We start from the raw sequence: 24,751 nt of genomic DNA, 5'->3' as shown, positions 1-24,751 counted from the left end.
CGTCAACCCGGCCGCCTGCTGAACGACCTGCCTGGCCAGGGCCTGCCCACCCTCACTCCAGGTGCGCCCGCACCGTGTCATCCCCATCCCTCCCCCCGAGGAGATGCCATGGCCAGGAAGATGAAGGCGGTGCAGGTGCAGAAGAAGGGCGGCGCGCTCGAAGTGGTCGAGCGTGAGGTGCCCGAGCCCGGTCCCGGGCAGGTCCGGATCGCGGTGGAGGCGTGTGGCGTCTGCCACAGCGACGCCATCACCAAGGAAGGCTGGATGCCCATCCAGTATCCCCGGGTGCCGGGCCACGAGGTCGTGGGCCGCATCGAACAGGTGGGCCCTGGCGTGACGGCCTGGAAGGAAGGACAGCACGTCGGCGTGGGCTGGCACGGGGGCCACTGCGGCCAGTGTGTCGCGTGCCGCAGCGGCGACTTCGTCACCTGTGAGAAGCAGCAGATCTGCGGCATCAGCTACGACGGCGGCTACGCGGAGTATCTGGTCGCGCCCCAGGAGGCGCTGGCCCGGGTCCCGGAGGGGATGAGCTCCGAGGATGCCGCGCCGCTGCTCTGCGCGGGCGTCACCACGTACAACTCCCTGCGCAACATGGGCGCGCGGCCGGGGGACCTGGTCGCGGTGCAAGGCATTGGTGGCCTGGGCCACCTGGCCATCCAGTACGCCAGCAAGTTCGGCTACCGCACCGTCGCCATCTCACGCGGCGCGGACAAGAAGGCGCTGGCGATGGAGTTGGGCGCGCACGAGTACATCGACACGGAGAAGGGCAAACCCGCGGAGGCCCTCCAGAAGCTCGGGGGCGCGCGCGTCATCATGATGACCGCGTCGAGCAGCAGCCTCGCGGGCGAGCTGCTCGGAGGCCTGGGCCGCAACGGCACCCTGCTGCTGCTGGGCGCGGGCTCGGAGCCCATCCCCGTGAGCAGCATGTCCATGATTGGAAAGCGCACGCGCATCCAGGGCTGGCCCAGCGGCGTGCCCCAGGACTCGCAGGAGACCATGGACTTCAGCGCGCTCGTGGGCGTGCGCTCGCGCAACGAGGTGTTCCCCCTGGACCGCGCCGCGGAGGCCTACGAGCGGATGATGAGCAACAAGGCCCGCTTCCGGGTGGTGCTCAAGATGCGCTGAAACAGGCGGCCCTCCAGGCCCCAGGCCTCTCGCCTGGGGACCTGGTCCGGCGGATTTAGAGCGCCGCCGGCTGCTCCTGGTGCAGCCGGGACTCCACCTGACGCTGGATGATCAGCAGCTGATCGAGCCTGCGCTTCAGCTCCTCACGCAGCTCGAGCTTGTCGGTGCGGACGATCTCGTCCCGCAGCGCATCCGCGCCTTCGGCCAGCACGGCATGGAGCAGGTGGATCTGCTGCTGGGAGAACTCCAGGACCATGGGACACCTCATCGTCAGGAGAACGGCGAGCGGCTCACACCATGAAGTGTAAGCACGCGCTCGCCCACTGCCCCTGACGCGGCCGGCGTTGCCTGGCCGGGTGTCTGGTCTGCTACACCCAAGGGTGCGGCGCCCGAAGCCGGGTGGCCGCACCCCAGGGACCCACTCAGCGCAGCGCGATGAGCGAGGCCACGAGCAGCGACACGACGCTCATGACCTTGATGAGGATGGCCACGCCCGGACCGGACGTGTCCTTGAAGGGGTCGCCCACCATGTCGCCCACGACGGCGGCCTTGTGGACGGCCGAGCCCTTGGCGTGACCCGGCAGCTTGCCCTTCTCGATGAACTTCTTGGCGTTGTCCCACGCGCCGCCCGCGTTGGCCATGTAGAGGGCCATGGTGGCGCCGACGACGAGCGCACCGGCCAGCAGGCCCGCCAGGGCGAGGGGCCCGAGCACCCAGCCCACCAGCGGCGGGGCGACGATGGCGATGAGGCCCGGGAAGATCATCTCGCGCAGCGCGCTCTTGGTGGAGATGTCCACGATCTTCTTGGGGTCCGGCTCGGCCTTGAGCTCCATCAGGCCGGGGATCTCACGGAACTGACGGCCAATCTCCTCCACGATGGCGCCGGCGGCGCGGCCCACCGCGAGCATGGTGGAGGCGCCCACCAGGAACGGGAGGATGGAGCCCAGCAGCAGGCCCACGATGACGTTCGGGTTGGTCAGCTCCAGGCTCATCTCCGCCATGTTGTTGGCGACGCGCGTGTGGTTGACCTCCAGGTTGAACGCGGAGAACAGCGCGATGACCGTGAGGGTCGCGGAGCCGATGGCGAAGCCCTTGCCGATGGCGGCCGTGGTGTTGCCCACCGCGTCCAGCTCGTCGGTGATGGCGCGCACTTCAGGGCCCAGGCCGGACATCTCGGAGATGCCGCCCGCGTTGTCAGAGATGGGGCCGTACGCGTCCACCGTCATCACGACGGCCGTACCGCCCAGCATGCCCACCGCCGACAGCGCGATGCCGTACAGGCCGAGCGCCCGGTCCGCGATGTACGCCACCAGCGCGATGGTGGCCATGGAGATGCCCACGCTCTCCATGCCGACCGCGAGGCCGCGGATGAGGTTGGTGCCCGCGCCCGTGATGGAGGCCTCCGCGATGCGCTGCACCGGCGTGGAGGACGTGTAGTAGTCCGTGACGAGGCCGATGATGGCGCCGCCGAAGGCACCGGCCGCCAGCGCGATGGTGATGTTCTGGGACAGGCCGAACACGTTCATCAGCACGAACGACAGGCCCACCAGGATGACGGGGGGCATGATCAGCGCGCTGCGCAGCACCTGCGCGGGGTTCATGTTCTTGAGCGCGCGGGCGATGAAGATGCTCAGCAGGCTGACCACCAGGCCGATGGCGGACAGCACCAGCGGCAGCACCACGCCCGCGACCTTCGCGCTACCCGTGGCGTTCGTGTCCACCACCAGGCGGGAGAGCTCCGTCGAGTTGGCGGTCAGCGCGATGGCCATGGCGGCGACGATGGCGGCGACCATGGACTCGTAGATGTCCGCGCCCATGCCGGCCACGTCGCCCACGTTGTCACCCACGTTGTCGGCGATGACGCCGGGGTTGCGCGGGTCGTCCTCGGGGATGTTCTCGATGACCTTGCCGGCGATGTCGGAGCCCACGTCCGCGGCCTTGGTGTAGATGCCGCCGCCCACGCGCGCGAAGAGCGCGATGGAGCTGGCGCCCACGGCGAACGAGTGGAGGATGGGGGACAGCTCCGGGCTCGACCTGAACGCGTAATAGACGACGCCCATGCCGATGAGGCCCAGGCCGGCGACGGCGAGGCCCATCACGGCGCCGCCATCCAGCGCGACGAGCAGCGCGTTCGGCTTGGAGCCGGTGCGCGCGGCCTGCGCGGTGCGCACGTTCGCGAACGTCGCGGCCTTCATGCCGATGTAGCCCGCGAGCAGCGACAGGAACGCGCCCGCCACGAAGCTCCCGCTGGCGACCGGGCCCAGCGCCAGGCCGATGGCGATCGCCACGACCACGCAATAGACCGCGAGCACCTTGTATTCGCGGACGAGGAACGCCATCGCGCCTTCGCGGATGTAGCCCGCGATGCGGTTCATCGTCGCGTCACCTTCGGGGAGACCCTTGACGCGGAAGTAGAAGAACGCAGCGAAGAGCAGACCGACGGCGCCGATGACGCTCGGTGCGATTGCCCAGAAATCCGATTCGAGACTCGACAACTCCATCCGTTCCTCCAGAGCAGTCCCGGGGGCCTCCGACTGCTCGCCCTGCGGATCGCTCGCGTGCCGCGCGAAATGTGCGGAGGGCCTATACGTGATTTCAGGGCAAGCGGGGAGCCTCCTCGGAGCGGTCGGCCCCACCGGGGTCCTTGACGCGGGAGGGCCCCCCGGGCGCCCAACGGGGCCGCCGGGGCTCGTCGAGTGAACCAAAGTGCCCGGATTCACTGACGATTCATCGCGATTGGGGGCCTGTCGTGGAGGCCGGAGCCGCCCTTGCGGCATGCCGGGGGCATTCGCTTGGGGCTCCTGGGATTGGCGTTGATTTCGGGCCGCGCGGCGAGCCGGGCCTCGTGTCCGGTCGAACCAGCCCCAGTTGACGGAAGGTGGCATGGGGCAGCTACACCGCGTCCCATGCGTCCTCACCCTGTGTCCCGGATTTGCTGGCGAGCCTGTGCCCTGGCCCTGCTCTGCCTGAACGTGGCGTGTGATTCATTGCCCGCCGCGGAGCCGTCCCCCTCCGCTCCACTCGCCACGTCCAAAGCCCGGCTGGATCCGCCGACGCAGTTCTCCGAAGTGGCCTTCGTGGGCACCGCCGCGTGTTCCAACGACTACAGCCGCATCGACAACTGTTACAACGCGGAGAACCCCCAGCGCCCCAGCATCCTCCGCGAGCTGTCGGCGGCCTGGCGCCCCTACCGCGCGTCCAGCACCACGCCCTTGTCCGTGCGCCCCTCGGCGCTCACCGGCGTGATGCAGCCCTTCCCTCCGTTCGAATACGACAACGGCTGGAACACGCCGCGCACGCCGGAGACGGCGGACGCGTCCCAGGCCATCCAGGTGATGCCCTTCAACCGGGGCAGCAACGACGGGCGGCTCTTCGTGCGCGGCGGCTGCCGTGGCTGCGGTGAGGGCTCCACCCTCTACACCTTCCGGCCGGAGCTGCTGGGCCCAGACTTCCGCTACGACTTCGCCCAGAAGGGCACCCGCTACGCGCAGCCCACGTGGCAGCCAGGGCTCCATCCCTTCGTCGCCTTCAACCCGATGCCTGGCTACACCCGGCTCACGGCGAAGAACAACGGTGACTTCCCGGACATGCTCCACAGCACGCTGTGCGAGGACTCCGTGTCGTCGTTGAACGCGGCGGGCCGCGGCCGCAACCCGCTGGCGTGCCGGGCCCGCTATGAGGCCACTTCGCCGTGGGTTTCCGGTGACTGCTACGACATCTCGCTCGTCTACGGCATGGCCGCCTCCGACGGGAAGCGCTGGGAGCTGCGCTCGACGGCGCTCACCGTCTTCGTGCGCAATCCCAAGCTCGTGACGGCGGGCGACGCCGTGGGCGGAGGTACCGCGAACTGGGGCCTCTGGGTCTACCCGCGCAACCCCGAAGGCGAGTTCAAGTCCCTACCCACCTGGGACCTGCCGCCGTTCCGGCCGTTCAACCCCCACGACTCCAACTGGGGCGACATGAGCACCGGCTCCGCGTACAGCGTCCCCGGGACGCCGGACACCATCGACTGGCGCCGGCTGTTCACGCAGAACCCCAGCTTCCAGTGCTACGTCCCGAAGAAGATCCTCGGCATCACCTTCTATGTCCGCAACACCGCCACCACCGCGCCCAAGTGGTGCCAGTTCTTCGACCGTCAGAGCTTCGCGGGCGACCTGAAGGTGGAGGACGACGAGGACGCTGTCATCGGCAACGGCTCCACCTGGAACGGCATCATCGGAAACGGGCCGGATGAGAAGCACCTGGCGATGTTCGAGCCCGCGACCAGCGGCGATGGCCGGATGCTCATCCTGAACATGGGCGGCCTCTTCTACGCGTCCTCGGAGGCTGTCTGCCAGGCCGCGGGCTGGAACCACTTCAAGCCCATCAGCATGATGCCCATGGACCCCGCGGTGAACACCCGCTACGAGCTGGCCCGCTCGCAGGTCATCAACGGCCAGCCGCGCAACTTCCGCGACACGCTGGGCAACCCCATCCCCTTCGGCGTGCGCAACCAGGGCGCGTACGCGTGGCTGGACCGCGAGGGCAAGAACCTGTTCTTCGCGGCGAAGAACAACCCCCACGACGGCTACTACGCGCGGCAGGTGTTGAGGGAGGAGCGCTTCGGGCCCTTCGCCCAACTCGATCAGCTCTGGAGCGCGCCCGCGTCCGACGCGGACCGGGCCCGCTTCAATCCGGACCGCGCGCCGGCGCAGTCCGTCAGCGTGCTGGGGGCCTGGACGCACGGCAAGGCCGTCATCCTGGACAACGGCATGAGCATCACCGACCTGGGGGGCAACAGCGAGGACCACTACCAGCGCACCTACTCCCTGCGCCTCTACGCCGGCGCGGACCTGCCCCTGACGCCCAAGGGCAGCTCGCAGCTTTTCTCGTTCGAGAACCAGCTCAACACCTTCAATGCCCTGCGGCCCACGCTGCCCTTCGACGTGGTGTGGAACTTCCAGTCCACCACCCAGCGCAACTCCGAGGTGGCCTTCGACGACTACCTCAACAAGCGCGCCTTCGTGGTGGCGCACATGAACGCGGCCATGCGGATGGACGTGTCTCCGGAAGGCCCGCAGCGCGCGGAGACCTTCCCGCAGGATGGCTTCATGCCCACCCGCAACGCGTGGGCCTACGTGCGCGGAGGCGACGTCGCGGACTTCCGCTTCATGCGCAACCCGCTGGCGCAGAACGCGGCCACGGGCAGTCCGCTGTTCGGCACGGATGGGCCGCAGCCTCCAGCTTCCGTCCGGCTGCGGGGCGGTGCGCGCATCGAACCCGTGGCCCTGGGCGGCGTCAGCGGCAAGGGCGTCTGGCTGGATGGCCGCAATGACTTCATGGACATGGGCTACCCGGTGGACGGCTCGCGCCGCGACTGGCTGTTCGGCATCTGGCTGGACTCCCGCATGGAGCCGCCGTTCGTTCGGCCCGGCGCCGTCTCACGCTCAATCCCTCGCACCCTGTTCTACTTCTCCGACAACTCGTGGGTGGGCCTGGTGCAGGCGGTCGACGGTTACTCCACGTGGCACGAGCTCACTGGCTACAACGGCCAGACGGGCTCCACGTTCACCGTGAACCTGGGTTCGCTGGTGCAGCCGGGCAAATACTTTCACTTCGGCATGAAGGTCTACACGCTCGCCGGGCAGCGGAAGCTCACGTTCTACATCAACGGCACGGCGCACACGTCGCTGACGGTGGCCTCGTGGGACGTGGGCTTCGACCCGATGTACAACTCCATGAACGGCTGGACGTGGATGACGGTGGGCGACCCGGGTCCCGACTTCGTCCGGGGCCAGGCGCGGCTGCCCTTCCATGGCTGGGTGGATGAGCTGCGCGTCTACGCGCTCTCCCCCGGAGACGCGGTGCGGCCCTGGGTGGAGGAGCTGCTGTGCAACCAGGCGCTGGGAACGACCGTGGACCTGACGTACCGCTCGCCGGAGGTGTACTCGCCGGTGTTGGAGACGCTGCGCTCGCGGTCGTTCCAATACCCGCTCTCCTTGGGCCGGACCCTGTGTGAGCAGATGCGGCTGGAGTCCTACGTGGAGCCGCTGGATTACCCGGCCCAGTCGGGCGAGCACCTGTGCATCGACCGCGTGCACAAGAACCCCCAGCCCGTGCAGCAGTGGCGCGAGCGCTGCCTGCGTCCGTCGATGATGGCCATGCCCCACCTGGACGCGGACCTGCCTCGCCCGGACTCCACCAGCAACGCCTTCTGTCAGTCCTGCCACACGTCCGGCGCGCCGCTGCCGGGCCTGAAGATGACGGCCCTGACCGCGGGCAGCGTCAACCGCTACCAGGACCCACGCCGCCAGCCGATGAACGTCCCGGCGGTCCTGGGCGGAGCCGTGCCGCCCTGGCTGCTCGTGCGCATGGACCAGCCGGATGGGACCTTCACGCTGGATCATCACTTCGACTGGCTCAACGCTCCGTAAGGAGGAGCGCCTTCAACCGTGCCGTCTGGTCCGCGCTCCAGCCTTCGGGCCGCAGGAGCGCGGCCCAGCCGTCCACGTGCTCGGCGGTGTAGACGTGGCCGTGGCCCGCGGGCACCTCCATCCCCAGGGGGAGGTCCGCGGTCACCTGCCAGAACGTCACGAAGGGGATCCACACCATCTGGTCCAGGACGTCGTCGCCACGCGGCTCGCGCAGCCAGTCCGGCCGCTGCACCAGGAGCCGGGGGCTCCACCAGATGATGGGGTCGGAGGGATGCAGCAGGTACAGCACGCGCGAGTCCCCCCACGGCGCGGACGCGGGCGGGATGTTCGTCCCAGGCCGGCGGCTGAAGCGGACGATGCGGCCCTGCCGGTAGATGGGCTCCACCTCGGGGCTGCCCGCGTCCCGGTGGTCGGTGAACGCGCGATACAGGGTGTTGAAGTTCGGCGGCCCCACGAAGAGCACGCCGTCGGTGCGCTGGGCCATGTCCCGCTCGCCGCTGAACGCGGTCTCTCCGCCGTAGGAGCCCAGGCTCTCACCGAACACCAGCAGCTTCGGGCGCTGGCCGGGAGGCAGCCGCGACCAGCGTTCGTAGACTTCATCGAAGAGCGCCCGGCCGGACTCCCGGGCCCGCTTCTGATCCACCAGGACGGAGAGCCACGACCACAGGTGCGAGTACTGCATGGCGACGATCGCGGAGTCGCCGCCGGTCATGTACTCGAAGGCATCCACGGCCTCCGGCACCACCCAGCCACTGCCCGTGGTCGTCACCACCAGCAGGTACGCGCGGTCGAAGCCGCCGGCCCGCTCCAGGTCGTCGACCGCGAGCGCCGCGCGGGCCTCCGCGTCCGGCGCGGAGGCATAACCGGCGTACGCGCGAATGGGCTCCCTCACCGCCGAGCCATGGAAGCGGGAGAGCGCTTCGACCGATGGCCCGCGTCCGATGAAGTTGCGCCCTTCCCTTCCCAGCGAATCCCACGGGATGCGGGAGCCCGCGCCTCCGGAGCGTAGTGCCGTGCGTGGAGGGACCACGCCCTCGTCGGTCAGCGTGTCCTGGACCTCCAGGGTGCGGTCCGCCGCGGCGATGAGCCCGTCCCACAGCACGCCGCTGGCCACCAGCGCGGTGAGCACCACCACGGCCAGCCCGCTCGTCGCCCGGGCCGCGCGAGGCCCGATGTGTCTGGAGAGCAGCGTGGCCAACGCGCGGGACACGCCACGCAGGCCCCGCGCCACGGCGATGATCACGAAGAAGAAGGCCGCCGCGACGAAGGGAGCGAGCAGGTATCCCGCGCGGCCCGTTGAAGGCATGCCCATGAGCTCGCGCAGGCGCTGTTGCCAATGCCAGCCAAGCAGCACCGCGCCTGCCAACGCCACCGCGGCCACGATGAAGAAGCCCTGCCATGCGCGACGAGAGGGCGTCCTCGAGGGGCGGTCCGCGAACTCCCGCCAGAGCCAGGCGCCCAGGCACCCGAGCCCATAGCCGATGGCCGCGCTGAGGCCGCTGACGAATCCCTGGAACGGCCCGCTGCGCGGCAAGAGGGACGGAGTGAAAGCCAGACAGGCGAAGAGGAGCGCCACCCAGGCCCCCGGCAATGTGTAGCGCAGCCAGCGAGGCCAGGTCCGGCTGGCACGTCTGGCGTGGCGCACCGCGACAGGTTGCTCGGCGTGGGTGAGGAAGTGCTCCATGCGAACTCCCCGCGAGTGCGCCGGCCCTCCTGAGCGCACTCCAGAGGGTAGGCCCCAAGGCCACTCCTCAGCAGCGTGCGCACGCCGTGCCCGGCTCCGTGACTACCAATGGGGTCGGCCGCCCGGTGGACCCACTCACACTCGCGGCGAAGTGCCTGATAGCCTCACCGGATGATTCCCCGCGCCCTCGCTCCCGTCCTGTTCGGTGCCTCGGTCCTCTGGCCGCTGCATGCGCTCGCCTGCATCAACGCAATGGACTACACGCCCAGGGACTTCAGTCAGTCCTACTGGGCGGACCTGTTCTTCTGGTCGGTGGGCGCGGTGTTCATGAACCGCGTCGTCATCCGCAACGTCTGGAGCCCGGCCGTGAAGGGCCAGCCGGCGCCGCCGCAATCGCGCAGGACCTTCTTCATGGTCGTCGGCGTCGCGCTCATCCTGCTGCTGGAAATGGTCTCGGTGGGAGGGCCGCTGCTCAACTTCACCGCGAGAGACTTCTCCGAGTGCCGGATGAGCATCCCCAACCTGGTGACGCTGGTGGCGAGCCCCATCGTGCTCTTCCTCCTGCAGGCCGCGTTCTTCCAGGGGCCCGGCAAGCGGAGGTTCGGCGACACGGGGAAACGGCCGATCGTGGCCCTGGTGGTCACGTCCGTGGTGCTGGTGCTGGGATTGGGGATGGTCCGGGAGTACATCATCCTCCCCTACCTCTGCGACAACATGTCGCTCGGGTTCGCGGACACCACGGGTTATTACTGAGCGTCCGTCGTGGCATCGCGCTCGTTTCCGTTCGCCTCGCTCGCGGGTCTGGCCTTCGTGGTGGCCGCAGCCGGTGGTGGCTATGTGCTCGTCCGTGACGCGGACGTGCTGGCGCTGCGCCTGCGCACGCGGGTGCTCGCCCCAGCGAAACACTCACCGGCGACGCCACGGGAGGCCGTGGAGCATTTCCAGTGCAATCGCTGTCACGTCGTCCCCGGGGTTGAACCGGTGTCCGCGCGCCTCAGTGAGAACTGTGTCACGTGCCACCAGGCCATCGCCGCGGGGCGGATGGACCTCTGGTACAAGCAGGCGGAGGTCGAGCGGTGGAAGGGACACATCACCCACCTGGTGAGGACCCCGGACCTCGGCTCGCTGAGCCAGCGCGTCAAACGTGAGTGGCTCGTCTCCTGGCTCCAGGCGCCGCACGTGGTGAGGCCGCTCTACGGCGCCACCATGCCCCGGATGAAGGTGGGCCCGAAGGACGCGGAGCTCATCGCGGACTACTTCGCGGTGACCGAGCAGGAATCGGCGGAGCCCGCGAAGGGTGACGTGGAGGCGGGCCGGGCGCTCTATGCGGAGCACGCATGCGCGAGCTGTCATTACCGCGGGGACTTCCCGCTCGCGTCCCTGCGCTACGGCGCGCCGGAGCTCCAGAGCGCCTCGGCCCGGAGGCGGGCCCCCGACCTGCGCCACGTGCGCGACCGCATGTCCCTGGCGCAGCTGCGCGACTGGCTGACGGATCCGCACCGCATCCTCCCCGACACGGAGATGCCCACGTTCGCGTTCACGCCGAAGCAGGTCGAGGATCTGGCGGCCTTCCTGCGCGCTCCCCTGCCCCCCGTGGCCGCGGCGCCGCGCCCCCGCTACCAACCCAAGAAACTGGCGCGCGAGGTCCACTATCCAGAGGTGGCGAAGAAGCTCTCACGGCACCTCTGCTACCACTGTCACTCCGACATGCGGCGGCCCGGAGATCAGGGGCCGGGGAACTCGGGCGGGTTCGGCTACGACGGAGCCTCGCTCGACCTGGCCACGCGGGCCGGCTTCCTGCGAGGCATCAAGCGCGACGGCCAGTTCCGCGGGCTCCCGGACCGGTTGGAGGATGGGACGCCCCGCCTGGTGGCCGCGTTGCTCGCACGGCAGGGAGAGCTGGACGGGCACTTCCAGCCGGGAGTGCTGGGCATGCCCCTGGGCCTGCCGCCCATCCCCGAAGAGGACATCGATCTCATCTTCACGTGGATCGAACAGGGCGCGCCCGAATAGCTCCCTTGGCGCACTTTCCGTGGACTACCCTGGCCATGGGGATGAACCCGGGGGAGAGGTACGGCGCTTGAGCATTCGGAATGTCATCGTCATTGGAGGCACGGGCGACATCGGACGCGCCGTCGTCCACAAGCTGCGCGCGGAGGGCCTGCGCGTGGTGTGCGCCGCGAGTGACGTGACGACGGAGACGGCGGACTGCCTGCACGTGGATGTCACGCGCGAGGACTCCGTGATGGCGCTGTTCAAGCGGGCGGAGGCGGAGACGGGCCCCGTCGAGGTCCTGGTCAACTGCGCGGGCGTCGGAGTCTTCACGCCGCTCCACGAGACATCCCTCGAGGACTGGACGCGGACCCTGGACGTGAACCTCACGGGCACGTTCCTGTGCGCGCGCGAGGCCTTCCGGCGGATGAAGCCCCGGGGCGGCGGGCGGATCATCCACATCGGGTCCGTGAGCGACCACCTCACGCTGCCCATGAACGGGGCCTACGCCGCGACGAAACATGGCGTCCGGGGGCTGACGGGCGTCCTGAACGAGGAGGGCAAGGCGTTCGGCATCCGCGCCACGCTGCTTTCGCTCGGCGCCGTCTACACCGCCTTCTGGAAGTCGCGGCCGGAGTTCAGCCCGGCCGACATGCTCGCCGTGGAGGACGTGGCCCAGTGCATCTGGGAGATCGCGATCAAGCCTCCGAACGTGCGGGTCGACGAGATGCGCCTCGTCCCACCGCAGGGAGTCCTCTGATGCGGACGCAGCCGAAGGCACCGGTCGCCGTCGTCACCGGGGCCAGCCGGGGGATTGGAGCGGCCATCGCCACGCTGCTGTCCCGCAGCGGGTTCGAGGTGGTCCTGGTGTCCCGCGATGCCGCCGCGCTGGAGCAACTCCAGAACCAGCTGAGCGCGGCCGGGGGCCGTGCGTGGCCGCTGGCCTGCGACGTCGCGAACCGGGACGAGGTGGAGTCAGCGCTCGGCCGTCTCGAAGCGAAGGTGGGCGTGCCCCAGGTGCTCGTGAACAACGCGGGCATGGGTGGGCCGTTTCATCGCGCGGACGAGGTCAGCGTCGCCGAGTGGGACCTGCTGTTCGGCGTGAACGTGGAGGGAGTGCGCAACCTGTGTCAGTGGGCGTTGCCGCGAATGAAGACGGAAGGCCATGGGCGCATCGTGAACGTCGCGTCCATCATGGGCCTCTTCGGCGGCGCGCAGTCGTCCACCTACGCGGCCACCAAGCACGCGCTCGTGGGCTACTCGAAGGCCATCGCCGCGGAGTGGGGAGCGTACGGCATCACCTGCAACGCGGTCTGTCCTGGCTACATCGAGACGGACATGCTGGCGAAGGCCCCCTCCTCCTCACGCGAGCGCTTGCAGGAGCGAATCCCCGCGAAGCGCTTCGGGACGCCCGAGGAAGTCGCGGGCCTGGTGGCGTTCCTCGTGGGGCCCGCTGGCGGCTACGTCAACGGGAGCGCCCTGGTGATGGACGGTGGGCTGTCCTCACATCTGGCGTCAGACCTGCCGTCGTTCTGAGGCAGGAAGCAGCACCTGCTCCAGCAGCACGCGCAGCTCCTGCTCCAGCCCTGGCACCGAGGCGCAGCGAAGATTCCCCCCGCCCCGGAAGAGGGACAGCCCTTCGAAGAGGGCGACCAGCAGCGCCGCTCTGCGCTCCCTGCGCGCCGGGGTGGATTCGGGGGACAGCTCCCGCAGCAACTCCACGACGCCCGCGCGATAGCCGGCGTAGAAGACCGTGAGCGCGTCGGCCACCATCGCGTCTCTCGCGGCCATTGCCCACAGCTCCGCGAAGAACTGGCAGGCGTGCGGTGAGTCCTGGTCCTCCAGGATGGCGTCCACGGCGAGCCGGAGCCGCTGCGCCGGTTCACTTCCTCCGCCCGCCATCCGCTCACGGACTCGCTGGAGGGCCTGCTCCAGGTAGCGCGCCAGCAGTGCCCGCACCACGTCCTGCCGGGTGGGGAAGTAGTACTGGAGGTTCCCCAGGCTCAGCTCCGCGCGCTGGGCCACGGCGCGCAGACTGAGCCCCGCGTAGCCGTCACCGGCCAGGACCTCCAGGGTGGCGTCGAGGATGCGCTCCACGCGCTCGGTGCCCTTGGCGTGCACGGCGGTCCCCTTCCGGGGGCTCGCGGAGGGAAGTGTCCCGGGGGCCTTCTTGCTCGTGCGGCGAACCATCACGCCGCCTCGCGCGCCAGACGCTCGTCGATCCGGACCTCGACGCCACAGGCGCGCAGGGTGGCCAGCAGCTCCTCGGGCCGGGACTCATGCTCCGGGAACCACACGCCCGGGGGCGGCGGCGGCGCACCATCCAGTCCCAGGAGCCGCTCCGCGCCCAGCAATGCACCGATGGCGGTGAGGTGGGCCTGTCCCAGGGGATCCACGACCTCGATGCGGACCTGTCCCCGCTCGCCCTCCACGTCCGTCACAAACGCGGCTTCGCCCCCCGTGTTGCTGCCGGTGAGCAGCGTCCGGCGCAGGGGCGTCCAGCGGGGGTGCTGGAGCAGCCGCAGGATGCCCAGCCGCTGGAGCGCGACGAGCGTCCAGGTCGCGAAGCCCGAGTCGAAGCCCAGCCGCGTCGTCACCGTCCGCGCGCCCAGCACTCGGGGCAGCGTCGCCTGTTCGGGCGTGTCGAGCCGGAAGACCCGGGTGTGGCGTCCGTCGGAGAACCTTACCCGCCGGCCGTCCGTCAGCGGAAGCACCTGCCGCTCCTGTCCATCCTCCGTCACCTCGAAGGGCAGGCCCAGCCGGTCCATGTACTCCAACGAGTCCGGTCCGGCCTGATCCGCGAGCGCGAAGCGGATGGCCACCTCCACCCGCTCCAGGCGCCCCACCCTCCGGGCCGCCATCGCCACGAGGCGGGGAACCAGCCCCGCCATCCACGCGGAACCGAGCAACACCGGCGCGCCCGGCGTCGCACCGGAGAGCCGCAGCACGGTGGCCTTCACCCGCGAAGTCCACCGGGTGATGTCCAGCACAGGCACCCCGGCGCGCGAAGCCGCCAGCAGCAGCGTGTCCTCCGGGTCATTGACCAGGGACAGCACGGCCCGGGGCGTCCCTCCCAGCGCCGCCAGTGCCTGCGGTGAGCGGACATCCAGGGCAATGCCCTCCGCTCGCCCCAGACGCGCGGCCAGCTCCCGAGCGGGACCCTCCCGGCGCCCCGCGATGAGCAGTGGCAGGTCCGGGTGACGCTCCCGCAGCAAGGAGGCGAGCTGCGCCCCCACCACCCCATAGCCCCCCACCAGCACGACATGTCCCGCGGACTCCATGGCGACTCCCTTTCATGACACGCCATGGATATAGGTCACTTGACCTATTTTTTCATCACATTCGACTTCTCACGGGTAGTTGATTCGATGTCCAAGCCTTCGTCCTGGGTGTGCAGCACGCCAGTCCATCACGGTCCTCCTCTGACGCACGACTCCAACTCCCACGAGGTCACTTCAGACCGCCATGGCATCTGAATGACTCAGCGGCATTTTCCAAACACAGCCGATAGAGTGGCGAAATCCTTTCCTGTCGAACCTTTGAACGTTGGCGGGGAACACCTCCGGGAAAGGAGCAAAGTCCTCTCGCGGAGCACCAATGAATAGAAGACATGAAAACTGGCTCCGTTGCCTGACGGCGGCCTTGATGGTCGCACTGGCTGGGTGTGGTGGCTCGGAAGAAGCGCCGGACCGTGAGGTGGAGACCGCTACCGCACGCCAAGGCCTCACCTTGGTCAAGGTACCGAAGGCTTTGGCGGCTGGCGCCTATCACTCCTTGTTCTTGAACAGGAACGGAGAGGTGTGGGCGTGGGGCCAGAATGTCTTCGGTCAACTGGGAACTGGTGGCACCAGCGCAAACCAACCCCAACCCACCCGGGTGAATGGGCTGCCCCCCATCAAGTCCGTCGCGGCAGGCATCGCCCACTCATTGGCGCTGGATATGACCGGCAACGTGTGGGTCTGGGGACAGAACGGGAATGGCCAAGCAGGACTGGGCTCCATAGGAGGCACCCTGCTGGTTCCCACTCGCGTGGGAACGCTCTCCGGCATCCAATCCATCTCGGCCAACGGGAACTTCTCTCTCGCATTGGGGACGGATGGCCGGCTCTGGGCTTGGGGCCAGAACACGTCCGGTCAGATCGGGATCGGGCTCATCAGCGCCGCGGAGCCCATTCCTTCGGAGGTACTAGGTCTGCCTGCTGTCCGCGCCATGGCTGCGGGCGTGAACCATGCCCTCGCCCTGGATGAAGACGGCAAAGTCTGGGGATGGGGCCTGAACACCTCCGGCCAGGTCGGGCTCGGAACCATAAGCCCCACAGTCCTCAATCCGACTCAGGTGGCTGGGGTGCCTCAAGGCACAGCACTGGCTGCGGGCGCTGCTCACTCTCTTCTGGTGGATGAGCAGTTTGGGAACGTGTGGGCATGGGGACAGAATGCCTTTGGTCAAGTGGGAACAGGCAGCATCAGTTCGACGCCTGTCACTGCGCCTCACCCGGTTGATGGTGTGTTCGCAGTCACCGCCCTGGTCGCCGGACACAATAGTTCCTTTGCCATCATCGGAAATGGCTTGGCCAAAGCATGGGGGCACAATGCATCAGGGCAGCTTGGCAATGGGACCGTGGTCACCAGCGCATCGCCGGTGAGCGTGACGGGCGTCGTGGATGCGACCGCACTGGCGGCAGGGGCCCAACATGCATTGGCGCTTCGATCCGGGTGTCCAGTATGGGCATGGGGCAACAATGGCCAGGGACAGCTTGGCACGGGAAGCACCTCGACGACGCCGGCCACGTCCCCCGCATCGGCGCTCATCATCAACACATTCTACTTCGACGGTGACATGGACGGCTTCGGAGATGAATACCTCTCGGAGCAGTCATGCGAGCCGTCCCCTGGCTTCGTGGAGGAACTGGATTGTGACGACTACTCCGCGACCACGCACCCTGGCGCCATCGAGGCGTGCAACAGCGTGGACGACAACTGCGACGGCATCGTGGACGAAGAAAATCCGAGCGGCGGTGAAGCATGTACCACGGGCAGGCTGGGGGTGTGCTCGGCAGGTACGACGGCGTGCACCAGCGGGAGCGTGATTTGTCATCAGAACGTTGTCGCTTCCACGGAAGCCTGCGACCTGCTCGACAACGACTGCGACGGAGAGACAGACGAAGGCAATCCCGGGGGACTCGAACAATGCGAGACAGGATTACAGGGCGTATGCGGCGAGGGCGTAACGTACTGCACCCATGGAGCCATTGCGTGCGTTCAGAAACAGGCAGCAGCCATTGAAACCTGTGATGGCAAGGACAACGACTGCAACGGTCAGTCGGATGACGGGATCACCTTCCAGGCGTGGCACCTCGACCAGGACGGCGACCAGTACGGACTTTCATCCCAGTCGGTGCAAGCCTGCGCCCGCCCCTCCGGCTACAGCCCGAACGCAGGTGACTGCGACGACCTTCAGCCGAGCCTCAACCCCGGTGCGCCCGAGATTTGCGACGGGGTGGACAACAACTGTAACGGACAGGTGGATGAGGGGCTGCCCGCCCTGACTTGGTACCGCGACGAGGACGGCGACGGGTTCGGAAGTGCAAGCCAGTCGGTCCAGAGCTGCCGGCAGCCTGCGGGATATGTGGCGAACACTTCCGACTGCAATGACGCCAGCTCAGCCATCAGACCCGGCGCCGCTGAGGTTTGCGACGGCGTGGACAACGACTGCGACTCCCTGGTGGACGAGGGGATACCCAAGTCGACGTGGTACCGCGACGCGGATGGCGACGGCTTCGGCTACGCGACTCATGAGGCTCAAGACTGTCGGCAGCCAATAGGCTATGTCTCGAATGCAAGCGACTGCAATGACAGCAACGCGAACATTCAGCCGGGGGCCACGGAGGTGTGCGATGGCTTGGACAACGACTGCGACGCCCAGGTGGATGAAGGCGTAAAACTCAATTTCTACCGCGATGCAGATAGCGACACCTATGGCAGGGGCTCGCCGCTCACGGCCTGCACCCAGCCTGTTGGCTATGCGGAGCGAACTGGCGACTGCAACGACAACAATGGCAGCATCAATCCTGGCGCCTTGGAAGTTTGCGATGGGCTCGACAACGACTGCAACGGACAGACAGATGATGGCCTGTCCATGCAAACATGGTATCGCGATGCAGACGGAGACACTTTCGGAACATCGTCGAGCACCCGGTCGTACTGCAGCCAGCCTTCGGGCTACGTCTCGGTCGCTGGTGACTGCAATGATTCCAGCGCGAGCGCCAACCCAGGGGCAGCTGAAATCTGCGGGGACGACATTGACAACAACTGCGACGGCTATGCGGACGGGTACTGCGGCACGTGGGCTTTCACTGGCAGCATGTCCATGGCTCGCATGGAACACACGATGACGTTGCTACCGTCAGGAAAGGTACTGATAGCTGGAGGGTCTGACTACAGAAACCCACTCGCTACTGCCGAGGTATATGATCCCGCCACAGGCACTTGGTCCCTTACAGGGGCTCTTTCCATGCCTCGGAGAACTGCCACAGCGACCCTTCTGCCTTCTGGCAAGGTCTTGGTTGCGGGCGGCGAAACATCTACAGCAGAGGTCTATGCGCCGGGAACAGGCAGCTGGTCCTCCACTGGCAGCATGGCTTCACCCCGTAGCCGTCACACAGCGACATTACTCACCTCCGGCAAGGTTCTGGTGGTTGGCGGCTCCGGTGTCAGTGGCCATCTTGCCACTGCGGAACTGTATGATCCGGCAACGGGAGCGTGGACTCCTACAGGAAGCCTCTCGGCGGCCCGTTATGCGCACACAGCCACATTGCTACCATCAGGCAAGGTGCTGGTAGCGGGCGGCTTCGCCAACGGCGCCTATGTTTCTAGCGCGGAGTTGTATGACTCAGCGACAGGGACCTGGACAGCCACAGGAAACCTTCCCTCAGGACGCTATGATCATACAGCCACGTTACTATCTTCGGGCAAAGTTCTATTGGCGGGTGGGTGGGTGGGGTCGCCAGGTTGGCCAGGAGCTACGACCCTGTACGACCCAGCAACTGGAAGCTGGACCCCTTACTTGAATTGGCATTCATACTCCCGGCAGAGCACTACAGCCACGCTGCTGCCGTCGGGTAAGGTCCTGTTAGCAAGCGGCGCGACAGGAGGCAATTCGGGCACCATTTACGACCCTCGAACCGATAAATGGGTGCCAACCGTCAACCTCGGTTCAGCACGTGAGGGCCACACAGCCGTGCTGCTCCCCTCAGGCAAAGTGCTGGTGGTAGGCGGTAGCCCCAAGATCTTGCAAGTGACTGCCACAGCGGAGTTGTTCACGCCCTAATCAACCCAAAGCGTTGTTCCTCCCCCTCCTGTGCCTTCAACAAGAGGGGGACGGCAGTGCGATCGGGAAATGAAAAGCCTCAAGGGCCCCAGTAGAACCCGGTCCCATCCTCGGTGGCGCTCCACAGCTCGTCCGACGTCAGCCCTTCGAGCGTCGTGAAGCCCTGGGTGCCGAAGAGGAAGTCCTGCCACGCCGCTCCGTCGAAGCGGGCGAGGTCATCCGTGTCCAGGCGCGCGAAGACGGCGCCCTGTCCAAAGGACACCACGTCCAGCAGGTCGGGCGCGACGCCGCCATCCACGTAGATGGGATACGCCGGCTTCGTGCGCCAGGTGCCCGCCGCGCGCTCCAGGAACAATCCCTGGGCTCCGCCCGCGTAGGCCAGTCCCGGCGCCACCACGTGCACGGCCTCCAGGGCGTCCTGCCCCGAGCTCGACTGTGGCAGCGGCTCCCTGAGCCACGGGCCGCCGTCCGCGTTGACGTGGTACGCGACGGGTCCCTTGCCGTTGGTGCCCACGGCGATGAGCGTCCGCGGGTCGAGGCCGTGGATGGAGCGCAGGTCCGCGTCCAGGTGCTCCACCCGCTGGGGCTCCGCTGGAGGGTCCCAGCGGAGGATGTCCCCGGTCTCGCTCACCGCGTAGAGCGTCGTGCCTCCGTCCGCCTCGAAGCCCACGAGGTCCTGGATGGCCGCCCCGCCCCCGTCGAAGGACGTCACCGTGCAGGGCTCCGAGGCGGACAGTGAACGCGTAGCGAGCTGCCCCGTCCAAGAGCCCATGAACACGCGCCCGTCGCTCGGCCGCGCCCACGCGGTGGACCAGGCGCCGTGACAGTCGGTGAACGGCTGTATGTCAAAGCCACCGTCGGCCTGCCGGCGAACGTGGGCGAGCACGTCATTGCTGTCGCTCACGAGCCAGGCCTGGCCGCGCGCATGGGGGGCCACGTCCCGGAAGATGGCCAGCGGAAGGCGCTCGGTGGTTCTCCATTCAACGCCATCACAGACAGGCACCGGGTCCGCCCGGCTGTCACAGTTGTTGTCCAGGAAGTCGCAGCGCTCCTCCACACCTGGGGAGATGGAGACGGAGTGGTCGTCACAGTCCGTCCCCCGGGTGGCGGTGCTCACGTAGCCATCCCCATCCTCATCCAGCGCGCTCAATGTCAGCGCGACGCTGGCGGTGTCCTCCTCGGGAACCACCACCTGCCCGGACGCGGTGGCCACCTCCTGCCCCGCGCACGAGCGCTCACGGGCGGAGGCCGTCACCTTCACGGTGTCGCTCCACCCGCTGCGGCGAACGAAGCCCACCTCCCCCGCCCCCTCGGGCACCGGCAGCTCGAAGGTCCTGGACGCCTCCTCCGCGTCCACCACGCGCAGCGTGACGCAGCCTGGACGGAAGCCGTCGTAGGTCAACCGGACCTGAACGTGGCAGGGATGGCTCGCATCGCATCCACTGGGGCGCTCCGCTTCGAGTTCGTCGATGTCCGGCACCGTGCACGTGATGCAGAGCCATCCGAGTCCCACGGCCACGGCGCGCTTCATGGCGAGACCTCCGTCCGCGTCGATGATGGGGCGTCCGAGAGAAGCCAGGTGACGGCGGCTCCAGCGGCGGCGGTGACGGCCGCGCCCAGGAGGATGTTGGCCGCGAGCGCCTGTCCCCGCGCGCTGTCCAGGTGCGCGGAGCGGTCGCTGTAGAAGGCATCCTCGCGCGCGGCGTTCACGTTGCTGCGCGACTGGAGGCCCACGTAGCTACCAATGCCCCCAAGCACCACGCCGCCCCCCAGCAAGGCCAGCGGAAGCACGGGCGTGCGGCGCACCTCTTCCCGGGCTGGAGCCGGAACGAGACCGGGTGACGGCGCGGGTTCGGGCCGCGCATCCGCGATCGCGACCGGCGCGTCCGGAGGCGGTCTGGGATTGCGCGCCAGCTCGCGGTGCACGTTCCGGCGCACCTCCTCGAAGTCACGTGACACCTTGGGGGACACCTTCACCGGAAGGCTCGCGTCGGGCAGCAGCGACAGCCCTTCCTTGAAGGCGGCGAGGGACTCCTGTCTGCGCCCCAGGTCCGCGAGCACGATGCCCCGGAGGATGGCCACCCTGCCCCGCTCTCCGCTGACGCGCGCCACGCCCATCGCCGCGTCGAGTTGCTCGAGCGAGTGCTCGTAGTCGAGCTCCTCATAGGCCTGGGACGCCGAGGACATCCGGGCCTGGAAGTCAGGGACCGGAGAGGCCGCCGGCTGACTCCATGCGGGCGACACCAGCATCAGCGAGACGCCGAGCACGATTCGCAGGTCCATGGGCAAGCAAGATACCACCCGGCGCCGGGCCCGGAGCGCCATGCCATGCTGTTCTGTTTTTCACAGCGCATTTGGCATTGGCACTGGAATCACTGTCAGGAGCCTGCTCACGGGCTCCGCCGCCAGGACCGGGTCGGCCGGAAGGCCCAGTGGGGCAGCCTGCGCATCGAGTTCGGGTGGGCTTGTTTTGGCGGAAGCGAGGCGGAGCAACGGAAGGGACGCGAACGCGCCCTCCGTGACTGGCCCTTCCCCCATCCCCGCTCGCGGGAGGCTCCGGCGGAGGGAGGAAAGGGAATGCGCGCGCGGTGCGCGACAGGAAACCGTTGTCTCAGGGGCATGGACGCTCCGGGTGTAGGTGCGGAGCGGATTAGCCCGGGAGGCGTGACCGGAGCGTGACGGCTTCAACCTCGCCCGAGGCGCTCGAGGACCTGGGCAACCCGCGCGGCCGGCGACCCGTGGACGGAGAGGACCTCCACGCCCAGCTCATAAGGGTCGTCGAGCAATATCCCGGCGAGCTTCTCGTCCACGTCGCTGCGCAACTGGGAATCCTCGTGCGTGGGGAGGCGGATGCGATCGCGCTCCTCGATGGGCACGAAGACGACGAAGTCCAGGGTCTGGAGGGTGGAACGGATCCGGGGCAACCACTCCTCGACGTCGAACGCATCGGCGTCCTCGTGCGCCAGGAGGTACCCGAGAAAGTCGAGGGGACAGCGATCGAACAGGATGTTTCGCGTGTCTTCTTCTTCGAGCAGATCCAGGGAGCGGCGGAGCTGTTCGACGAAGTCCTCCAGTCCCGGGGGTGATGCGAACGCGTACCCCTCCTCTTCGAGCAGGTGGTACGGCTCGTCGACGGCCCGATACTCCGGGAGGTCGTCCCCCAGGTCTTCGATGAGCGTCGATTTGCCCACGCGATGCGTGCCACTCATTGCGATGCGCATGCGTGCCGGACTCCTCGCGCTCCGTTGAAAGGGAGGAGGCGCTCGGCCCCCTCCCCTGCGGCTACCGGCTCAGACCGAGCTGGCGGTTGAGGAAGACGTCGCCACGCGCGGCATCATAGTCCGTGCGCAGGTCAGGGTTGGCGATCTGCTCACCGAAGGTGCGGTGGAACGGGATGGCCTGCGAGGGCTGCTGGGCCCGCTCCTGGCGGCCCCACCCGAACCTACGGCTTTCGAGGTGTCTCGCCCAACCAGCGACGGACCTCGTCCAGGTAATCGCGAGGCAGTGCGTGCCCGCTGTCGAAGGCCCGGCGCGTCTTGCGCTTGGAGGGCGCGGCGTCGAACAGCTTCTGGGTGTCCTCCTCGGTGGAGAAGGGATCACGGTTCGCGGTCAACAGCAGCCAGACCTGATGCACCTGGCCCATCCGGTTCACCGGCGCGGCGTCCCCCAGCACGGGGTCGACATGGGGTGGCACCATCGTCACCAGATGGGTGATTCGAGGCTCACGTGACGCCAGCAGGAGGCCCACCTGGGCGCCCATGCTGTAGCCGGCGACGAGCACCTTCGGCGGCTTCTTGCCGTTGGCGAGTACGTGGGCGAGGAGCACCTGCGCATCACGGACGGTGTCGACGATCATCGCTTGATACGGACCGGGCTCCCCCGCGTGCGCCCGTTTCGCGAGGGCTCCCGGGCGCGCGTCGGGAGTTGCCCGCGCGCCGTGCCGTCTCGCGTCCAGGAGGTAGACCCGATAGCCGGCGCTCCGCAGATGCTCTGTCAGTGCGCCCCCGAAGGTCGGCTCCGCGTCCGACAGCCAGTCATCCTTGCTCCGGGTGAGGCCATGCAGCAGGACGGCCACCGGCGGATTCGCCTGCGCCCCTTCCGGAGACAGCACCCACGCGGGGATCCGCTCCCCATCCTCCGCGCGGACCTCCAGGGGGACCGCGGGGCTTGTGGCGTGGGCCACGGAGGTGGCCAGGAGCATCAGACCCAGGAACAGCGAACGCATCATCACGGCACTCCTCGTTGGAGAGGCCGTGGAGTGTGCGGAAGCGGCGGTCAGCCAGGCGTCACCCACGCGCTGACATTCGTTTGACGTGGACGCGGGTAGCATCCAATTCACTCCCATGCGCGTGCTCGTCATCGAGGACAACCGAGACCTCCAGGCCAACATCGCGCGGTTCCTGGAGCCGGACTTCCAGTTGGACTTCGCGAGCACCGGGCCCGAGGGGCTCGCGCTCGCGCTGGGCCACCCGTACGACGTCATCGTGCTGGACGTGATGCTGCCCGGCATGAGCGGCCTCGACGTGTGCGAGCGCTACCGGCAGGTCGCGCCCAGGCTCGTCCCCATCCTGATGCTGACGGCGAGGGACACGCTCGAGGACAAGGAAGCGGGCTTCCAGGCGGGCGCGGATGACTATCTCGTCAAACCGTTCTCACTTCGGGAGCTGCGCTGGCGGCTGGAAGCGCTGGCGCGAAGGCCCGTGCCTCCGAGCGGGCGGAAGCTGACGCGGGGCGGGCTCACGCTGGAGCCGGAGAGCGGACTCACCCAATGCGGTGGGAGCTCCATCCGGCTCAACCGCACCGAGGCACTCCTCCTGCGGTGGCTGATGGAGGCCGCACCCGAAGCCGTCCCCGCGGCCACACTGGCGGAGCGGCTCTGGGGGGACGACGCGCCCGAGTCCAGCGCGCTGCGCACGCACGTCTATGCCCTGCGCAAGGCGCTCGCCGGGCTGGGGCTCGACGATGCCATCACCACCCTGCGCAACGAGGGGTACCGCCTGGATGCGCGCTAGGTCCAGCAGGTCGGTGCGCGCCGTGCTCCAGCGCGCCATGGCATTGTCCGCGGCGTTCGCGCTGGTGCTGATGGGTGGGTTCTTCACGCTCTTCAGCTACGACCTGGAGGACGTCATCTTCAGCCGCATCGTGGCCGCGGAGGCGGACCGGACCGAGCCAGGTCACGTCCCCGGCATCACGCGGTATGACGGCCACGCCGAGCTGCCGCCCTGGCTCGCGGAGCGACTGCGTCCGGATGCGCCGCCGGGAGAGTACGAGGTGCCCGCTGGGAGCCACGGACACTTCCACGTCGCGGTGCGCTCCGGCGCGGGTGGAGACCGCCAGTACTTCGCGTTCGACGTGACGCGACTGACGAGCACGACGGACAACCTGAAGCGGACCGCGGGACTGCTTCTCACCAGTGCGCTGCTGGCGTTGCTGGCCGCGGCGCTCCTCGCCCGCCTCGTGGCCCGCAGGCTCGGGAGGCCGTTGGAGCGGATGGTGGAGTGGATCCGCGCCGAAGGGGCACCGCCCCCCGACGATGACGGCGGAGTGTCCGAGGTCCGGGCACTGAGGGACGCGCTGCTCGCACGCGACGCGCGCATCCAGGAGCAACTGGAGCGTGAGCGGAGATTCAACCGTGACGCCAGTCACGAGCTGCGCACCCCGCTGGCCGTGGCCCAGGGCGCGGTGGAGATCCTCGAACTTGATCCGCCAGGAGACGTGGAGACGTTCGACCGGCTGCGCCGGGCCGTGAGCCAGATGGGCCTGCTGACGGAAGGAATCCTCTGGCTGGCCCGCGAGCGTCGCTCCGAGGAGCGCTGCGACCTGAACCGGGTCTCGAGAGAACTGCTCGCGTTGTACAGGCACCTGCGGCGCGGTGAAGACGTCGAGCTGACGATTGAGTCGAAGGGCGAAGTCCACGCGCCCGTCCCTGCCTCCGTTGCCCGGGTAATGATGGGAAACCTCCTGAAGAACGCGCTCGCCTACACAGACGCCGGGCACATCGTGATCACCATCGAGTCCTCGGCGTGGACCCTGACCGACACGGGTGCTGGCTTTGGCCGAGCAGACCCCGGGAGTGAGAGCCACGGCATCGGCCTGTCCCTGGTGGAACGGCTGGCCCAGCGCTTCGGGTGGACACTGTCCATTGATGCCCTGGAACCACGAGGCACCCGCGTGCGGTTGAGCTGGGGCAGTTAGGACGACAAAGCGAACT

At 68.1% G+C, this 24,751-nt stretch carries 18 protein-coding genes; 9 read left to right on the top strand and 9 right to left on the bottom strand.

Going from position 1 to position 24,751, the window contains the following annotated elements; all coding sequences use genetic code 11:
- The first annotated feature begins 108 nt into the window (after window positions 1–108).
- Window positions 109–1,125, top strand: coding sequence for an alcohol dehydrogenase (locus JYJ93_RS20150; protein WP_206793668.1), 1,017 nt, complete (start codon window positions 109–111; stop codon window positions 1,123–1,125).
- 55 nt (window positions 1,126–1,180) lie between these two features.
- On the opposite strand, the gene JYJ93_RS20145 is transcribed toward JYJ93_RS20150, so the two are convergent.
- Together JYJ93_RS20145 and JYJ93_RS20140 are read right to left on the bottom strand one after the other, a co-directional pair.
- Window positions 1,181–1,381: a hypothetical protein gene (locus JYJ93_RS20145; protein ID WP_206793666.1), complete on the bottom strand. Its 201-nt coding sequence runs from the start codon at window positions 1,379–1,381 to the stop codon at window positions 1,181–1,183.
- Between the two features lie 166 nt (window positions 1,382–1,547).
- Window positions 1,548–3,626: a sodium-translocating pyrophosphatase gene (locus JYJ93_RS20140; protein WP_206793664.1), complete on the bottom strand. Its 2,079-nt coding sequence runs from the start codon at window positions 3,624–3,626 to the stop codon at window positions 1,548–1,550.
- A gap of 405 nt (window positions 3,627–4,031) precedes the next feature.
- On the opposite strand from JYJ93_RS20140, the gene JYJ93_RS20135 reads away from it, so the two are divergent.
- Window positions 4,032–7,538, top strand: a complete 3,507-nt coding sequence (locus JYJ93_RS20135) for a hypothetical protein (protein ID WP_206793662.1) — start codon at window positions 4,032–4,034, stop codon at window positions 7,536–7,538.
- On the opposite strand, the gene JYJ93_RS20130 is transcribed toward JYJ93_RS20135, so the two are convergent.
- The gene (locus JYJ93_RS20130; protein ID WP_206793661.1) at window positions 7,525–9,222 is read right to left on the bottom strand and encodes an alpha/beta hydrolase; all 1,698 of its coding nucleotides are present in this window, start codon (window positions 9,220–9,222) and stop codon (window positions 7,525–7,527) included. The genes JYJ93_RS20135 and JYJ93_RS20130 overlap by 14 nt on opposite strands.
- Window positions 9,223–9,393: 171 nt before the next feature.
- Here JYJ93_RS20130 and JYJ93_RS20125 point away from each other — a divergent pair, with 171 nt between their 5' ends.
- From JYJ93_RS20125 to JYJ93_RS20110, 4 genes are all read left to right on the top strand, one after another.
- Complete coding sequence (locus JYJ93_RS20125) at window positions 9,394–9,975, top strand: hypothetical protein (protein ID WP_206793659.1); 582 nt, start codon at window positions 9,394–9,396, stop codon at window positions 9,973–9,975.
- A 9-nt stretch (window positions 9,976–9,984) separates the two neighbouring features.
- The gene (locus tag JYJ93_RS20120; protein ID WP_206793657.1) at window positions 9,985–11,235 is read left to right on the top strand and encodes a c-type cytochrome; all 1,251 of its coding nucleotides are present in this window, start codon (window positions 9,985–9,987) and stop codon (window positions 11,233–11,235) included.
- A 67-nt stretch (window positions 11,236–11,302) separates the two neighbouring features.
- Window positions 11,303–11,974 (top strand): SDR family oxidoreductase, encoded by a 672-nt coding sequence (locus tag JYJ93_RS20115; protein ID WP_206793655.1) that lies wholly within the window; start codon window positions 11,303–11,305, stop codon window positions 11,972–11,974.
- Window positions 11,974–12,750, top strand: a complete 777-nt coding sequence (locus tag JYJ93_RS20110; RefSeq protein WP_206793653.1) for an SDR family NAD(P)-dependent oxidoreductase — start codon at window positions 11,974–11,976, stop codon at window positions 12,748–12,750. The genes JYJ93_RS20115 and JYJ93_RS20110 overlap by 1 nt, the downstream gene beginning before the upstream one ends.
- Here the strand turns inward: JYJ93_RS20110 and JYJ93_RS20105 are convergent.
- Together JYJ93_RS20105 and JYJ93_RS20100 are read right to left on the bottom strand one after the other, a co-directional pair.
- Entirely contained in the window at window positions 12,730–13,404 is a 675-nt protein-coding gene (locus JYJ93_RS20105; protein WP_206793651.1) for a TetR/AcrR family transcriptional regulator, read from the bottom strand. The genes JYJ93_RS20110 and JYJ93_RS20105 overlap by 21 nt on opposite strands.
- On the bottom strand, window positions 13,404–14,495 hold the full coding sequence (locus tag JYJ93_RS20100; RefSeq protein ID WP_206793649.1) for a saccharopine dehydrogenase: 1,092 nt from the start codon (window positions 14,493–14,495) through the stop codon (window positions 13,404–13,406). The genes JYJ93_RS20105 and JYJ93_RS20100 overlap by 1 nt, the downstream gene beginning before the upstream one ends.
- 364 nt (window positions 14,496–14,859) lie before the next feature.
- On the opposite strand from JYJ93_RS20100, the gene JYJ93_RS20095 reads away from it, so the two are divergent.
- Complete coding sequence (locus JYJ93_RS20095; protein ID WP_242544551.1) at window positions 14,860–18,540, top strand: MopE-related protein; 3,681 nt, start codon at window positions 14,860–14,862, stop codon at window positions 18,538–18,540.
- Window positions 18,541–18,619: 79 nt separating this feature from the next.
- Here the strand turns inward: JYJ93_RS20095 and JYJ93_RS20090 are convergent, their stop codons facing one another.
- The 4 genes from JYJ93_RS20090 to JYJ93_RS20075 form a co-directional block, all read right to left on the bottom strand.
- The gene (locus tag JYJ93_RS20090) at window positions 18,620–20,071 is read right to left on the bottom strand and encodes a putative metal-binding motif-containing protein (protein ID WP_206793645.1); all 1,452 of its coding nucleotides are present in this window, start codon (window positions 20,069–20,071) and stop codon (window positions 18,620–18,622) included.
- On the bottom strand, window positions 20,068–20,823 hold the full coding sequence (locus tag JYJ93_RS20085) for a hypothetical protein (protein ID WP_206793643.1): 756 nt from the start codon (window positions 20,821–20,823) through the stop codon (window positions 20,068–20,070). Before JYJ93_RS20085 ends, JYJ93_RS20090 begins: the two co-directional genes overlap by 4 nt.
- Window positions 20,824–21,224: 401 nt before the next feature.
- Entirely contained in the window at window positions 21,225–21,761 is a 537-nt protein-coding gene (locus tag JYJ93_RS20080; protein WP_206793641.1) for an AAA family ATPase, read from the bottom strand.
- 221 nt (window positions 21,762–21,982) lie between these two features.
- Entirely contained in the window at window positions 21,983–22,768 is a 786-nt protein-coding gene (locus JYJ93_RS20075; protein WP_206793639.1) for an alpha/beta fold hydrolase, read from the bottom strand.
- 115 nt (window positions 22,769–22,883) lie between these two features.
- Here JYJ93_RS20075 and JYJ93_RS20070 point away from each other — a divergent pair, with 115 nt between their 5' ends.
- Window positions 22,884–23,552, top strand: coding sequence for a response regulator transcription factor (locus JYJ93_RS20070; protein WP_206793637.1), 669 nt, complete (start codon window positions 22,884–22,886; stop codon window positions 23,550–23,552).
- Window positions 23,542–24,735: a HAMP domain-containing sensor histidine kinase gene (locus tag JYJ93_RS20065; protein ID WP_206793635.1), complete on the top strand. Its 1,194-nt coding sequence runs from the start codon at window positions 23,542–23,544 to the stop codon at window positions 24,733–24,735. Before JYJ93_RS20070 ends, JYJ93_RS20065 begins: the two co-directional genes overlap by 11 nt.
- Window positions 24,736–24,751 lie beyond the last annotated feature (16 nt).

It is taken from the genome of Corallococcus sp. NCSPR001, from assembly GCF_017309135.1.
Taxonomy (GTDB): Bacteria; Myxococcota; Myxococcia; order Myxococcales; family Myxococcaceae; genus Corallococcus.
Note: the sequence above shows the minus strand (reverse complement) of the source record. Positions and strands in the feature narration are given on the sequence as shown.

What these genes read in the sequence shown, in the direction of transcription:
- JYJ93_RS20140 (WP_206793664.1), bottom strand. Translation starts at nt 3,626, where the DNA reads ATGGAGTTGTCGAGTCTCGAATCGGATTTCTGGGCAATCGCACCGAGC.
- JYJ93_RS20070 (WP_206793637.1), top strand. Translation starts at nt 22,884, where the DNA reads ATGCGCGTGCTCGTCATCGAGGACAACCGAGACCTCCAGGCCAACATC.
- JYJ93_RS20145 (WP_206793666.1), bottom strand. Translation starts at nt 1,381, where the DNA reads ATGGTCCTGGAGTTCTCCCAGCAGCAGATCCACCTGCTCCATGCCGTG.
- JYJ93_RS20110 (WP_206793653.1), top strand. Translation starts at nt 11,974, where the DNA reads ATGCGGACGCAGCCGAAGGCACCGGTCGCCGTCGTCACCGGGGCCAGC.
- JYJ93_RS20150 (WP_206793668.1), top strand. Translation starts at nt 109, where the DNA reads ATGGCCAGGAAGATGAAGGCGGTGCAGGTGCAGAAGAAGGGCGGCGCG.
- JYJ93_RS20080 (WP_206793641.1), bottom strand. Translation starts at nt 21,761, where the DNA reads ATGCGCATCGCAATGAGTGGCACGCATCGCGTGGGCAAATCGACGCTC.
- JYJ93_RS20090 (WP_206793645.1), bottom strand. Translation starts at nt 20,071, where the DNA reads ATGAAGCGCGCCGTGGCCGTGGGACTCGGATGGCTCTGCATCACGTGC.
- JYJ93_RS20095 (WP_242544551.1), top strand. Translation starts at nt 14,860, where the DNA reads ATGGTCGCACTGGCTGGGTGTGGTGGCTCGGAAGAAGCGCCGGACCGT.
- JYJ93_RS20125 (WP_206793659.1), top strand. Translation starts at nt 9,394, where the DNA reads ATGATTCCCCGCGCCCTCGCTCCCGTCCTGTTCGGTGCCTCGGTCCTC.
- JYJ93_RS20100 (WP_206793649.1), bottom strand. Translation starts at nt 14,495, where the DNA reads ATGGAGTCCGCGGGACATGTCGTGCTGGTGGGGGGCTATGGGGTGGTG.
- JYJ93_RS20085 (WP_206793643.1), bottom strand. Translation starts at nt 20,823, where the DNA reads ATGGACCTGCGAATCGTGCTCGGCGTCTCGCTGATGCTGGTGTCGCCC.
- JYJ93_RS20075 (WP_206793639.1), bottom strand. Translation starts at nt 22,768, where the DNA reads ATGATGCGTTCGCTGTTCCTGGGTCTGATGCTCCTGGCCACCTCCGTG.
- JYJ93_RS20105 (WP_206793651.1), bottom strand. Translation starts at nt 13,404, where the DNA reads ATGGTTCGCCGCACGAGCAAGAAGGCCCCCGGGACACTTCCCTCCGCG.
- JYJ93_RS20065 (WP_206793635.1), top strand. Translation starts at nt 23,542, where the DNA reads ATGCGCGCTAGGTCCAGCAGGTCGGTGCGCGCCGTGCTCCAGCGCGCC.
- JYJ93_RS20130 (WP_206793661.1), bottom strand. Translation starts at nt 9,222, where the DNA reads ATGGAGCACTTCCTCACCCACGCCGAGCAACCTGTCGCGGTGCGCCAC.
- JYJ93_RS20135 (WP_206793662.1), top strand. Translation starts at nt 4,032, where the DNA reads ATGCGTCCTCACCCTGTGTCCCGGATTTGCTGGCGAGCCTGTGCCCTG.